This window comes from Streptomyces sp. NPDC093510, assembly GCF_040683555.1.
In the GTDB taxonomy this organism is placed as follows: domain Bacteria; phylum Actinomycetota; class Actinomycetes; order Streptomycetales; family Streptomycetaceae; genus Streptomyces.
Genome location: NZ_JBFBEE010000031.1, coordinates 24,146 through 37,296 on the forward strand (window position 1 = coordinate 24,146; position 13,151 = coordinate 37,296).

At 72.4% G+C, this 13,151-nt stretch carries 12 protein-coding genes; 7 read left to right on the forward strand and 5 right to left on the reverse strand.

All coding sequences use genetic code 11. The annotated features are described in order from the left end of the window. Window positions 1–81: 81 nt before the first annotated feature. Entirely contained in the window at window positions 82–1,935 is a 1,854-nt protein-coding gene (locus AB0N81_RS35430) for a phosphoenolpyruvate carboxykinase (GTP) (protein ID WP_365365819.1), read from the reverse strand. Between the two features lie 300 nt (window positions 1,936–2,235). On the opposite strand from AB0N81_RS35430, the gene AB0N81_RS35435 reads away from it, so the two are divergent. Genes AB0N81_RS35435 through AB0N81_RS35455 form a run of 5 tightly spaced genes read left to right on the forward strand, consistent with a single transcriptional unit; the run spans window position 2,236 to window position 6,171 of the window. After that, window positions 2,236–2,976, forward strand: a complete 741-nt coding sequence (locus tag AB0N81_RS35435; RefSeq protein WP_365365821.1) for a hemolysin III family protein — start codon at window positions 2,236–2,238, stop codon at window positions 2,974–2,976. A gap of 55 nt (window positions 2,977–3,031) precedes the next feature. After that, window positions 3,032–3,223: a hypothetical protein gene (locus AB0N81_RS35440; protein WP_365365823.1), complete on the forward strand. Its 192-nt coding sequence runs from the start codon at window positions 3,032–3,034 to the stop codon at window positions 3,221–3,223. Beyond that, entirely contained in the window at window positions 3,217–4,737 is a 1,521-nt protein-coding gene (locus AB0N81_RS35445; RefSeq protein WP_365365825.1) for an MFS transporter, read from the forward strand. The genes AB0N81_RS35440 and AB0N81_RS35445 overlap by 7 nt, the downstream gene beginning before the upstream one ends. 4 nt (window positions 4,738–4,741) lie before the next feature. Beyond that, complete coding sequence (locus AB0N81_RS35450) at window positions 4,742–5,377, forward strand: TetR family transcriptional regulator (RefSeq protein WP_365365827.1); 636 nt, start codon at window positions 4,742–4,744, stop codon at window positions 5,375–5,377. Between the two features lie 29 nt (window positions 5,378–5,406). Further along, window positions 5,407–6,171 (forward strand): Mut7-C RNAse domain-containing protein, encoded by a 765-nt coding sequence (locus AB0N81_RS35455; protein ID WP_365365829.1) that lies wholly within the window; start codon window positions 5,407–5,409, stop codon window positions 6,169–6,171. Here the strand turns inward: AB0N81_RS35455 and AB0N81_RS35460 are convergent. The 4 genes from AB0N81_RS35460 to AB0N81_RS35475 all read right to left on the reverse strand — a co-directional run bounded on the left by AB0N81_RS35460 (window position 6,143) and on the right by AB0N81_RS35475 (window position 9,317). Further along, on the reverse strand, window positions 6,143–6,307 hold the full coding sequence (locus tag AB0N81_RS35460; protein WP_365365831.1) for a hypothetical protein: 165 nt from the start codon (window positions 6,305–6,307) through the stop codon (window positions 6,143–6,145). The genes AB0N81_RS35455 and AB0N81_RS35460 overlap by 29 nt on opposite strands. A 45-nt stretch (window positions 6,308–6,352) precedes the next feature. Beyond that, complete coding sequence (locus AB0N81_RS35465; RefSeq protein ID WP_365365833.1) at window positions 6,353–6,838, reverse strand: nuclear transport factor 2 family protein; 486 nt, start codon at window positions 6,836–6,838, stop codon at window positions 6,353–6,355. 123 nt (window positions 6,839–6,961) lie between these two features. After that, window positions 6,962–8,980 (reverse strand): thioredoxin domain-containing protein, encoded by a 2,019-nt coding sequence (locus AB0N81_RS35470; protein WP_365365835.1) that lies wholly within the window; start codon window positions 8,978–8,980, stop codon window positions 6,962–6,964. A gap of 82 nt (window positions 8,981–9,062) precedes the next feature. Next, window positions 9,063–9,317, reverse strand: a complete 255-nt coding sequence (locus AB0N81_RS35475) for a GyrI-like domain-containing protein (protein WP_365365837.1) — start codon at window positions 9,315–9,317, stop codon at window positions 9,063–9,065. 127 nt (window positions 9,318–9,444) lie between these two features. On the opposite strand from AB0N81_RS35475, the gene AB0N81_RS35480 reads away from it, so the two are divergent. Both AB0N81_RS35480 and AB0N81_RS35485 read left to right on the forward strand, forming a co-directional pair. Further along, complete coding sequence (locus tag AB0N81_RS35480) at window positions 9,445–12,699, forward strand: tetratricopeptide repeat protein (RefSeq protein ID WP_365365839.1); 3,255 nt, start codon at window positions 9,445–9,447, stop codon at window positions 12,697–12,699. A gap of 118 nt (window positions 12,700–12,817) precedes the next feature. Further along, window positions 12,818–13,057 carry a chaplin gene (locus AB0N81_RS35485; protein WP_365365841.1) on the forward strand — a complete coding sequence of 80 codons (240 nt, stop codon included), beginning with the start codon at window positions 12,818–12,820 and terminating at the stop codon, window positions 13,055–13,057. Window positions 13,058–13,151 lie beyond the last annotated feature (94 nt).

The following is a 13,151-nucleotide window of genomic DNA, read 5'->3' on the forward strand; positions in this document are numbered from 1 at the left end:
TTCGAGATGAGGGCGTGTCACAACGGCCGGGCCCCCGCACGCCGTTGTGCGGGGGCCCGGCCGAAAACCGAACGGCCGAGGTCAGCCGAGACGCTTCACCAGCGCGCGGTACTCGTCCCACAGCTCCTTGGGGGTGTGGTCACCGAAGGTGTTGAGGTGCTCGGGGACCAGCGAGGCCTCCTCGCGCCAGACCTCCTTGTCGACCGTGAGCAGGAACTCCAGGTCGTCCTTGGCCAGGTCGAGGCCGTCGGTGTCCAGCGAGTCGACCGTCGGCAGGATGCCGATGGGGGTCTCGACGCCCTCGGCCCTGCCGTCGAGGCGCTCGACGATCCACTTCAGGACGCGGGAGTTCTCACCGAATCCGGGCCACACGAACTTGCCGTCCGCGTTCTTCCGGAACCAGTTGACGTAGTAGATCTTCGGGAGCTTCGACTGGTCGGGCTTGTCCGCGCCGACCTTGACCCAGTGGGCCATGTAGTCGCCCATGTTGTAGCCGCAGAACGGCAGCATGGCGAACGGGTCGCGGCGCAGCTCACCGACCTTGCCCTCGGCCGCGGCGGTCTTCTCGCTCGCCACGTTCGCGCCGAGGAACACGCCGTGCTGCCAGTCGAAGGACTCGGTGACCAGCGGGACGGCCGAGGCGCGGCGGCCGCCGAAGAGGATCGCCGAGATCGGCACGCCCTTGGGGTCCTCCCACTCGGGCGCGATGATCGGGCACTGCGAGGCGGGCGTGGTGAAGCGGGCGTTCGGGTGCGCGGCGGGCACGCCGGAATCCGGCGTCCAGTCGTTGCCCTTCCAGTCGGTGAGGTGGGCGGGCGTCTCCTCCGTCATGCCCTCCCACCAGACGTCGCCGTCGTCGGTGAGCGCCACGTTCGTGAAGACGGAGTTGCCCCACAGCGTCTTCATCGCGTTGGCGTTGGTGTGCTCGCCGGTGCCGGGCGCGACGCCGAAGAAGCCGGCCTCGGGGTTGATCGCGTAGAGCCGGCCGTCCTCGCCGAACCGCATCCAGGCGATGTCGTCGCCGATGGTCTCGACGGTCCAGCCGGAGATCGTGGGCTCCAGCATGGCGAGGTTCGTCTTGCCGCAGGCGGACGGGAAGGCGGCGGCGACGTACTTGCTCTCGCCCTGCGGCGGGGTGAGCTTGAGGATGAGCATGTGCTCGGCCAGCCAGCCCTCGTCGCGGGCCATGACGGAGGCGATGCGCAGGGCGTAGCACTTCTTGCCGAGCAGGGCGTTGCCGCCGTAGCCCGAGCCGTACGACCAGATCTCGCGGTCCTCGGGGAAGTGCGAGATGTACTTCGTGGAGTTGCAGGGCCACGGCACGTCGGCCTCGCCCTCCTGGAGCGGGGCGCCCAGGGTGTGCACGGCCTTCACGAAGAAGCCGTCCTCGCCGAGCTCGTCCAGGACGTGCTGACCCATCCGGGTCATCGTGCGCATGGAGACGGCGACGTACGCCGAGTCGGTGATCTCGACGCCGATCGCGGACAGCGGTGAGCCGACCGGGCCCATGCAGAAGGGCACGACGTACATGGTGCGGCCGCGCATGGAGCCGCGGAAAACGCCGCCCCGCTCGTCCTTGCCGCGGAAGATCTCCCGCATCTCCGCGGGGGCCTTCCAGTGGTTGGTCGGGCCCGCGTCCTCCTCCTTCTCGGAGCAGATGAAGGTGCGGTCCTCGACGCGCGCGACGTCGGTCGGGTCGGAGGCCGCGTAGTACGAGTTCGGGCGCAGAGTCGGGTCGAGCTTCTTGAAGGTGCCCTTGGCGACGAGCTCCTCGCACAGGCGCTCGTACTCGGCTTCGGACCCGTCGCACCAGACCACGCGGTCGGGCTGCGTCAGTTCGGCGATCTCGTTGACCCAGGAGACGAGCTCCCGGTGGTTGGTCGGGGCAGTGCCCTGGGGCGCTGCCTGAAGGGGAGCCGCGATGTCGCGCGCCACGATTGCTCCTAATCGAGGGGTTTTCAGGATGTATGCCCCGTGGGGGCTGCGACCCGGACGCTTCACGTGTACGAACTTTGGCGCTCATCCGGTGCCGACCGCACTCATTTGATCATCCGACGTGCACGCCCATCTGTCCAGAGGGCTTCACACCTGAGCGGCGTGAGCATCGCCACTTGTACGGGTACGGGTGCGAGGGCGCGGTTCCGTCCGCCCCTTCTGGCGCGAAACCGCCCCCTCCACTGGCCCGGAACCCTCGCCTGATTCCGGACTTACGGGCCCGTAGGTACGATGCGACACATGACCGCTCATGTCCCCGAAGCGATCCCGCAGCCCGCGGACACCCCCTCGGACAACAGCTCGGACAACCCCTCACTCGTTCCGTCCCCGGACTCCATGCCGCTCCCCGTGAAGCCCAAGATGCGCGGCTGGCTGCACGCGGGCATGTTCCCCGCGGTGGTGGTCGCGGGCCTGGTGCTCACCGCGCTCGCGGACTCCCCCCGCGGCCGGCTCGCCTGCGGCATCTTCGCCCTGACCGCGTCTCTGCTGTTCGGCGTGAGCGCGCTCTACCACCGGGGCAACTGGGGCCCGAGAGCCGACGCCGTCCTGCGCAGGCTCGACCACTCCAACATCTTCCTGATCATCGCGGGCACCTACACCCCGCTGACGATGCTGCTCCTCCCCGACGGGAAGGGACAGTGGCTGCTCTGGGGCATCTGGGGGGCGGCCGTCGCCGGCATCGCCTTCCGGGTCTTCTGGGTCGGCGCCCCGCGCTGGCTCTACACCCCCTGCTACATCGCGATGGGCTGGGCCGCGGTCTTCTTCCTGCCGGACTTCATGCGCACGGGTGGCGTCGCGGTGCTCGTCCTGGTCATCGTCGGCGGCGTGCTCTACAGCGTGGGCGGCGTGATCTACGGCATCAAGCGCCCGAACCCCTCCCCCCGCTTCTTCGGCTTCCACGAGGTCTTCCACTCGCTGACCCTGGCGGCCTTCGTCGTGCACTACGTGGGCATCTCGCTGGTGGCCTACCAGCACGGCTGACGCTTCCCCCTTCCACTTCAGTGGCCGCGACTTCCGAGTCGCGGCCACTTTTTTCATGCCGGTGCCGGCGCCGGTGCCGGTGCCGGTGCCGGTGCCGGTTTCGGTGCCGGTGCCGGTGCCGGTGCCGGTTTCGGTGCCGGTGCCGGTGCCGGTGCCGGTTTCGGTGCCGGTGCCGGTTTCGGTTTCGGTTTCGGTAGCTAATATTGACAGCGTCAATCTTTTGAGAGCTACTCTCATTTCATGGTGACTTTCACTGACCCGCCTGCCGCCATACGGCAGGACCCCCGCCGCTGGTGGGCCCTCGCCGCCCTGGTCGCGAGCATGCTCGTGCTCGGCTTCGACATGACGATCCTCAACGTCGCGCTGCCGACGATGGCCGAGCAGCTCGGCGCGAGCACCGGCGAGCAACAGTGGATGGCGGACGCGTACGTGGTCGTCTTCGCCGCCCTGATGCTGCCCGCCGGGCTGCTCGGCGACCGGTTCGGACGGCGCAGGATGCTGATGACCGGGCTCGGGATCTTCCTGGCCGGCTCGCTGATCGGCACGCTCGTCGACGACGTCTCCCTGGTCGTCGTGGCCCGTGCCGTCATGGGCTTGGGCGCCGCCCTCGTCATGCCGCTCGCCATGGCCGTGCTGCCCGCCCTCTTCGGACCCGGCGAACGGACCAAGGCCGTCGGCATCGTCTCGGCCGCCGCCGCGCTCGGCGCACCCCTCGGGCCGATCGTCGGCGGCTGGCTGCTCGACCACTTCTGGTGGGGCTCGATCTTCCTGATCAACGTCCCGATGGTCGCGATCGGCCTCACCGCCTGCCTGTTCCTGCTCCCCGAGACCAGCGACCCCGCCGCCCCCAAGGTCGACGTCGTCTCCACCGCCCTGACCGCCGCCGGCCTCGGCGCGCTCATCTACGGCGTCATCGAGGCGCCGGGGCGCGGCTGGGGCGACCCGCTGGTCGTCGCGATGCTCGCCGGCGCCGCTCTCCTCATCGCCGCGCTCGTGCTGCGGGAGCGCCGGATGGCGCGGCCCATGCTCGACATGTCGCTGCTGCGCGACCGCGCCTTCTTCCTGAACACGATGGCGGCGACGCTGGTGATGTTCGTGCTGTCGGGCCTGATGTTCGTGCTGCCGCAGTACCTCCAGGCCGTCCTCGGCAACGACGCCTTCGGCACCGGCGTGCGGATGCTGCCGATGATGGGCGGACTGCTCGTCGCCGCGAAGGGCGCGGAACCCGTCGTGCGGCGCTTCGGGGCGCGGGCGGTGATCAGCGGCGGGCTCGTGGCCCTCGCCTTCGCCGCGATCCTCGGCAGCCGCACCGACGTCGACAGCGGCTACGGCTTCACCGCGCTGTGGCTCTCGGTGGCCGGTCTCGGCTTCGGCTTCGCGATCGTGCCGTCCATGGACTCGGCGCTCGGCGCGCTGCCCGTGGAGCGCGCGGGCTCCGGCTCGGGGCTCCTGATGACGGTACGCCAGGTGGGCAGCGCTCTCGGGATCGCGCTGCTCGGCTCGCTCCTCGCCGGGGCGTACGCCGACCGCCTCGACACCGGGGGCCTGCCGGGTCCGGCCGCCGACGCCGCCGGTGACTCGGTGGTCGCCGCGCACGGCATCGCGGAACGGGCCGGGGCGCCGGGGCTCGTCGAGTCCGCGAACGCCGCGTACCTCCACGGCATGGGCCTCGTCCTGCTGGTCAGCGGTGTCGCCGCCCTATTGACCGCGCTGTGCGTCGCCGCGCTCCTGCCGAGGACCGGGGCCGATGCCCGACAATGACGTCATGACGGCCGCACGTATCTCCGCCCCCTCGGGCGCCCCCCAGCCGGGCCTCCGTGAGCGCAAGAAGCTCAAGACCCGCCTCGCGATCCGTGAGGCGACGTACCGGCTGATCAGGGAACAGGGGTACGAGGCGACGACGGTCGAGCAGATCGCGGAGGCCGCGGAGGTCTCCCCCTCCACCGTCTTCCGCTACTTCCCGACCAAGGAGGACATCGTCCTCACCGACGAGTTCGACCCGCTCCTGGAGCGGGAGTTGCGGGAGCGCCCCGCCGACGAGTCGATCGTGGAGTCCCTGCGGCACGTGCTGCGGCGGGCCGTCGGCCTCGGCCACGCGGAGGAGCCGGAGATCTCGCGGCTGCGCACGAAGCTGATGATCGAGGTGCCCGCCGTGCGCTCCCGGATGCTGGAGAGCATGTCGGTCACCGGCGGCATCCTGCGCCGCGTCATCGCGGAGCGCACCGGCCGTGACGCGGACGAGCTGGAGGTGCGGACCTTCGCGATGGGGCTGATCGGCGCGCTCACCGAGACCGCCGCGTACTGGGCGGAGCACGACCACAAGGACGATCTGGCCCTCCTCGTGGACCGGACCCTCGACATGCTGGCGCACGGGCTCGGGGGAGCGGAAAATCCCAGGTGACGCCCGGCCCGGCATGCCATCCTGACGGCATGAACGGTCCGGAGATCCTCATCAGTTTCGCCCCCGAGCTGGGGATTTTCGTCCCGCACGGACGCCGTGGCGGGCCCACCGCGGCCGTCACGGACGGGGTGTCCACGCTCGGCCACGTCGTCGAGTCGCTCGGCGTCCCGCTGACGGAGGTCGGCGCGCTCGTGGTGGACGGCCGCGAGACCGCGGCCGCGCACGTTCCCGCGGCGGGCGAGACCGTCACCGTGCGGGCGGTGCCCCGCCCCCAGCCGGTGCCGGGCGCCCCTCTCCGTTTCCTCCTCGACGTCCATCTCGGCACGCTGGCCCGCCGCTTGCGGCTCCTCGGCGTCGACGCGGCGTACGAGAGCACGGACATCGGCGACCCGGCCCTCGCGGCGCGCTCGGCGGCCGAGCGGCGCGTCCTGCTGAGCCGGGACCGCGGGCTGCTGCGGCGCCGCGAGCTGTGGGCGGGCGCGTACGTCTACAGCGACCGCCCCGACGACCAACTCCGGGACGTCCTCGGGCGCTTCGCCCCCGAGCTGCGCCCCTGGACCCGCTGCAGCGCCTGCAACGGCACGCTCCGCTCGGCCACGAAGGAGGAGGTCGCGGACCGCCTGGAGGGCGGCACCCGCGGCACGTACGACGTCTTCGCGCAGTGCGGGGACTGCGGCCGCGTGTTCTGGCGGGGCGCCCACCACGACCGCCTTGAAGGCATCGTGGAGCGTGCGATGGAGGAGTTCGGCGCCGCGGGCCGCCGGTTCACGGCTCGTACAGCGGCAGGAAGTTGATGACCGCCTCCTCGTACGGGTGGACCGCCCGCACCGCCTCCAGGACGGCACGGGCCTGATCCTCCCGGCACACGGACTCGACCCGGCACTCCTCGCCGTGCCGCACGGTCCCGACCTCGCCGTCGGGCCGGCGCATCGGGCGTACTACCCGACCCGGCCGTGCGGGGACCCTAGACGGTCCCTACCCGGCGCTGGTGGCGGTGCCGTTCGGTTCGAACGCCCGGGCCACCGCCAGGCTGTCCTCGTAGACGTGGTGGCGGGTGACGAAGCCGCCGTCGACCGTGAGGTGCAGGGCGAACCGCGCGCTGTAGGCACGTCCCGTGGGGCGGGCGGTCTGACGGATCTCGCCGAGCACCACGGCGTCGTCGCCGTCCACGAGTATCCGCTCGACCTCGGTCGCCACCTCTTCGGGCACGTGGTGCTCGGCGAGTTCGCGGTAGTGCGCGGCGGCGTCGGCCCGCGTGGACCGGTGCCTGATCCACGGCGTGGCCGCCCGGCCGTGCTCGGACTCCGGCCAGTCCAGCTTCCAGTCGCCCCGCTCGGCGTACAGCTCGGCGATCCGCTCGGGGTCGCCCTCACCGATCCGCCGCAGCAGCTCCTCGACGACGGCGCGGGTGCCGCGACCTACGGCCGCGGGTGCGGGTGTGGGTGCGGGTGTGGCGGCCATGTCTCGCCTCTTCTCTCCGTTGCGTCCCGCGCCCGTCCGGCGCCGGAAGATCACCATCTTCTCGGCGCGGACGGGGCGGGACGATTACCTCGCGGGTAATGGCGGCCCGGAGGCGAGCGCGGTCTAGGAGAGCAGCCCCGCCAGTTCCGCCGGGTCCGTCGTCGGGGCGGTGCAGACGAAGCCGCGGCAGACGTACGCCGCGGGGCGGCCGTCGACCAGGGGGCGGTCTGCGAGCAGGGGGAGCTCGGTGCTTCCCTCCGGGCCGGCCGCGACGACCGCTCCCGGCGCGGTCCCGAGCAGGGCCGTGCGGTGCAGGTCGCCGAGGACCTCACCGACGACGGCCACCTCGCGCGGCCCGTCGAGCGCCGCCTCCGCGACCGCGAGACCGTGGCCGATGAAGCGCGGCACGCGCGGGCCGAGCGCCTTGACGATGCCCAGTGCCCGCTCCGCGGCGGTGCGGTGCGGCTCGGCGCCTGTGTGGGCCGCGTAGGAGAGCAGCGCGCCCGCGGCCGCAGTCCACCCGGAGGGCGCCGCGTTGTCCGTGGGGTCCTGCGGGCGCCGGATGAGCCGCTCCGCGTCCGCCGCCGTGTCGTACAGCGCGCCGCTCTCCGCGTCCACGAACTGCGCGAGGACGTGGTCGAGGAGGAACCCGGCGAACTCCAGCCAGACCCCCTCGCCGGTCACCGCGGCCAGCGCGAGGAAGCCCTCGGCGACGTCCGCGTAGTCCTCCAGCACGCCCGCGTTGGCGCCGGCCTGCCCGTCCTTGGAGGTCCGGGCGATCCGTGCGCGCGGGTCCATGTGGAGACGTACGAGGAGATCGCCCGCGCCGACGGCGGCCGCGATCAGGTCCGGCCGGTCGAAGTACGCGCCGACCTCCGCGAGCGCCGCGATCGCGAGGCCGTTCCAGGCGGCGACCACCTTGTCGTCGCGGCCGGGCGCGGGCCGCTCGGCGCGCGCCGCGAGGAGCCGCTCCCGCACGGAGGCGAGACGGGAGGCGTCCGCCACCGGGCCTTCCACGACCGGGAGTTGGAGAACCGACGCGCCCTCCTCGAACGTGCCCTCCTCCGTCACGCCGAAGCAGCTCATCGCCAGCTCCGCGTCGGCCTCCCCGAGGACCTCCCGCAGCTGCCCCGGCGTCCACACGTAGTACGCGCCCTCGACATGCGCGCCCGTCACCGGGTCCTCGCTGTCCGCGTCGAGCGCGGACGCGAAACCGCCCTCGTTCGTGCGGAGTTCACGGACCATGAAGTCCGCGGTCTCCAGGGCGACCCGGCGCGCGAGCTCCGAGCCGGTGGCCCGCCACAGGTGGGCGTAGGCGCGGCACAGCAGCGCGTTGTCGTACAGCATCTTCTCGAAGTGCGGCACGACCCACTCGCGGTCGACGGAGTAGCGGGCGAAGCCACCGCCGAGCTGGTCGTAGATGCCGCCGCGCGCCATCCGCTCGCACGTGTCGGCGGCCATCTGCAGCGCGCCCTCCGCGCCCGTGCGAGCGTAGTGCCGCAGCAGGAACTCGACCGCCATGGACGGCGGGAACTTGGGGGCGCCGCCGAAGCCGCCGTGCGTCGCGTCGTAGTCACGGGTCAGGCCGAGCAGCGCCTGCGCGAGCTCGTCCTCGCCGGGCTTCTCGCCCGAGCCGTGGGTGAGCTGCCGCTCCCCCAGGTCGCGCACGATCTTGCCCGCGACCTCGGCGACCTCGCCGCGCCGGTCCGTCCACGCCCGGTGGACGCCGTCGAGGACCTGCGGGAAGGACGGCATGCCGTGCCGCGGCTCCGGCGGGAAGTACGTGCCGAAGTAGAAGGGCTCGGCGTCGGCGGTGAGGAAGACGGTCATGGGCCAGCCGCCCTGGCCCGTCGCGGCCTGCACTGCCTCCATGTAGACGGCGTCGACGTCGGGCCGCTCCTCGCGGTCCACCTTGATGTTCACGAACTTCTCGTTCATGAGCGCGGCCGTCGACGCGTCCTCGAAGGACTCGTGCGCCATGACGTGGCACCAGTGGCACGCCGAGTAGCCGACCGACAGCAGCACGGGGACATCACGCCGCCGCGCTTCCTCGAACGCCTCCGGCGTCCAGGGCCACCAGTCGACGGGATTGTCGGCATGCTGAAGCAGATAAGGCGAGGTCACACCAGCCAACCGGTTCATGCGATCCAGCCTCTCACAGTGCCTGGCCGATGCCCCGGATGCCGTCGCGGGCCCGGACCGGCTCGCACCGCCGGGCCGGGCCTCAGCCTCCAGTGGCTTCGACGGGCTGGCGCAGGATGGTGCGCAGCCGTGCCGGGTCGACGCGTCGCGCGTCGGAGAGGTAGATCTCGTGGTGGTCGCCACGCGGTTCGAGTGCGTGCTGGGGCATGTACTCGTCGTGCATCCGCGCGATCGTCGGCCCCTCCTGGCTGTAGGGGCCGATGTGCAGGACCTGGACCGACCTGCCCTCGTGGAAGTCGTCGAGGCGTACGCGGTCGCCGGCAGCCAGGTCCTTCATCGCCGTCGCCCGTCTCAGCCCTCACCGATCATCCGGGGCACTGATCCGCGGACGCCCTGTCGCCCGCGCCCCGTACACAGGACACTTGTGACCGCAGGCAACTGTTGCTCTCGGAGGGGGAACCCATATGCGGGACAGCCATCGGGCCGAGGCCGAGCGGCTGTTGGTACGGGCCGTGGAGGAAGAGGTCCGGCGTTCGGGCGGGCGCGTCGACGGGAGCGTCCTGCTCTCGCGTGCGCGCGGCGCGCTGGACGCCATGGCGCAGACGGCCGCCGAGGAGTACGCGTCGTACACCGGCGCGCTCGACGAGGCGGACGCCGGGCGGCTCACCTTCGGGCAGCGGTACGCACGCGAGGGCGCGGGAACGCCCCTGCTGGTGGCGGTGGTTGCGGCGCTCGCGGCCGGGGTCTCCGACCTGTCCTTCGGTACGAGTGTCGGCACGGCGCTCGGGACCGGCGCGGTCGTCGCCGTGGCCGGCGCGGCGGCGACCGTCGTGAAGGTGACGGCCTCCCACGTCCCCGCGGCCAGCCGCCGCGCGGGCGAACTCAGCAGGCCGGGCGGGCCCGAGCAGCTGCGGCTGCAGTGGCTGACAGCCCTCGAGGTGCGCGGCATCCGGCCCTTCCTCGACCAGCAGCGGGTCCTCGCCGCCTCGACCGGCGCGCACACGGCGAAGAAGCAGACGCCCCAGCTGCGCGGCACGGACAAGAGCGCGGCGGCCCGGCGGCGCAACGTGCTGCAGCAGTCCTTCACCCAACTCCCGGAGACCGCCGCGCCCTTCGTGGGCCGCAGGGCCGAGCTGGGGCGGATAGCCCAGTGGGTGCACGCGGCGCGCGCCAGCACGGACACCCGGCCCACCGTCGTCATGCTGCACGGTGTGCCGGGCTCGGGGCGGACCTCGCTGGCGGTGCGGGCCGCGCACGATCTGCGGGACCAGTTCCGCGGCGCGTGCGTGGTGGACCTGCGCGGCGACAACCCGCAGGAGTCCCCGCTGTCCACCCGCGACGCCCTGCTGCACCTGCTGAATCGATTGGGCGCCCCGCGGGAGCAGCTGCTCTTCCGCGAGCGCTCCTCGCAGGAGCAGCAGCTCAAGCGGCTCAGCGAGCTCTACCACCAGTATCTGACGGGCGTCGCGGTGACGGTCGTGCTCGACGACGCCAGCGACGCCGAGCAGGTCCGCACCCTGGTCCCCGAGCGCTCGGACAGCCTCGTCCTGGTCACCACCCGTGAGCCGCTCGAGCTGCCCGACGACCTGCCCGCCTGGGTGCACCGGCTGCCGGTCGAGGCGCTGGACGAGGCGGCCACCGAGGAGCTGCTCCGCGCATCCGCCGAAGACCTCTCCGGGCCCTACGACGCCGAATCCGCCGACGCCGTACGGGAGTTGTGCGGCGGGCTGCCGCTCGCCCTGCGCGCCGCGGGCTCCTCGCTCGGTCCGCGTACACCGCGCGGGCTGGCCTCCGATCTGTCGGCGTACGGTCCCGCCGAGAAGGTCGCGCCGGTCGAGCGCGTCCTGTGGCTGCGCTACTCCGACCAGTCGGAGCCGGCCCGGCGGCTGCTGCGCCGCCTCGCGCTCGCCGGACGCGCCTCACTCGGCACGTCCGCCGCGGCGGCGCTGCTCGGCACGGACGAGCAGGCGGCGGCCCGGCAGCTGACCGCGCTGTCCCGCGCGGGCCTGGTCGACCGGCCCCGGCCCCGGAGCGGCACCGGCGAGGGCACCGCGGCCCCGGCAGGACGCTACCGCCTGCACGACCTCGTGCGCTCCTTCGCCCGGGCCCGCCTCCTCGACGAGGAGGAGCCCGCCGAACGCACCGCCGCGCAGGAACGCCTCATCGCCAGCTACGGAGAGCTGGCCGACACGGTGATCCGCCTGGTCGACGGCAAGACGTCGACACGCGCCGACCAGTTTGGGCAGCACGGTTTCGCCTCCCTGGACGCGGCCCTGCGCTGGCTCGACGACGAGTCGACGTTCATCACGGATGCCCTGCGCCACGCGGAGGGCGTCGACCAGCAGGCCGTGCTCAACCTCCTGGGCGCCCTGTGCGACTACTGCCTGCTGCGCGGCGACCTCTACCGCCTGGGCGAGATCAACGAACTCACGCAGGCCATCGACCAGGGTCTGCTCGGTCGCAGCGTGCAGTGGCGCACGGGCATCGCGGCCCGCCAGCTCGGCGAGCTCGACCAGTCGCGTACGACGCTGAACTCCGTCGTCGACCTGTACTTCGAGGCCCACCAGGACGCGGCCGCCGCCCGCGCCCTCGGCTCCCTCGGCATCACCCTGCACCACCAGGGCAACCTGACGGAGGCCGCGGCCCGGCTGACGGAGGCGCTCGATCTGCAGGCCGCCGACGAGCTGGCCGGCGACCGCGCCTGGACGCTGCACGCGCTCGCCGCCGTCGAGCGGGACCGCGCCCACCTGGCGCACGCCCTCGGCATGCTGGAGACGGCGCTGGCCCTGCACCGCGGCAGCGGCTCGGTGCACGGCGAGGCCTGGACGCACTTCCAGCTCGGCCAGCTCCGCCTGCGCATGGGGGACGTACCGCGCGCGGAGAGCGAGCTGCGCGACGCCCTCGACCTGTACGGCCGCACCCGCGATGCGCGCGGCGAGGCCTGGGCGATGACACAGCTGGCGCGGGCCCGCCTCGTGGACGGCGACCCCTCGCCCGCCGTCGACGGGCTGCGCCAGGCGGTGTCCCGGCACCGCGACAACGACGACGCGCGCGGCGAGGCCTGGTCGCTTTACTACCTCGGCCAGGCCCTGGAGGAGACCGGCAGCCTCGACCAGGCGGTCCGGGACCTGGAGCGGGCCCGCACGATGTTCTCCCGGATGCGGGACGTGTACGGCCTGGCATGCGCGCGGCACCACTCGGCGCGCGTCACCCGCGACCAGCGGGCCGCCCAGACCGGCTCGCTGCGCAACTCCGGTTTCGCCCGCCAGCTCCTGGTGGACGCCCGCGCCGACTTCCATCGCATCGGTGTCGCGCACGGCGAGGCCTGGACGTGCCTGGAGCTGGTGGTCGTCGACGCGGGCAACAACCGCAGCCAGCAGGCGCTCGCCCTCTGCGACGAGGCCATCGAGCTCTTCGCCTCCTACGGCGACCGGCGCGGCGGCGACTGGGCCCGCTTCCTGCGCTGCACCCTGCTGCCGTACGCGTCGCCGGGCGGCTGGGAGATCGGCACGGCGGTCGCGCAGGAGGAGCTCAGCCAGCTCTCACGGGCCGGCCATCCGACCCGTGACGGCAAGCTCACCGAGTACGTCCAGGCGTACGGCCTGCTCCTGGAGCGGGGCGCCGACCTGGAGACGGGGTGGCAGGCGTGGCGGCTCGGCATGGTGCCGAGCCGGCATGCGCGGGAGGTGATGGGGGTGGACGTACCGCAGCCCGACTAAGCACTGAATGACACGAATGGGCGCATTTTTCCTACTGTCGGCCTATGACCGCTGTCGCCGGGCACCGGCCGGGGTGACGCTCGCAGGGACCGCCTTCTCCTCCTATGAAGAGGTATCCATGCGTACTCGCACCATCCTCACCACGGCCGCCCTCACCTTCGCCACCGTGCTCGGCGGTGCCGGCGCGGCCGCCGCCGACCCGGACCCGGTCAACGCCGAGGTCGCCAACTCCCCCGGCGTCCTCAGCGGCAACGCGCTCCAGGTCCCGGTCGACCTCGGTCTCAACCTCTGCGGCAACACGGTCGACGTCCTCGGACTGCTCAACCCGGCGAGCAACAACAAGTGCAAGACCGACTGACAGTCGGCACATGACACGAGGAAGGCCCCGCCGGTGCGGGGCCTTCCTTCGTTCCTGTCGCGTGCGGTGTGTCGCGCGCTGTGTGTGTCGCGTG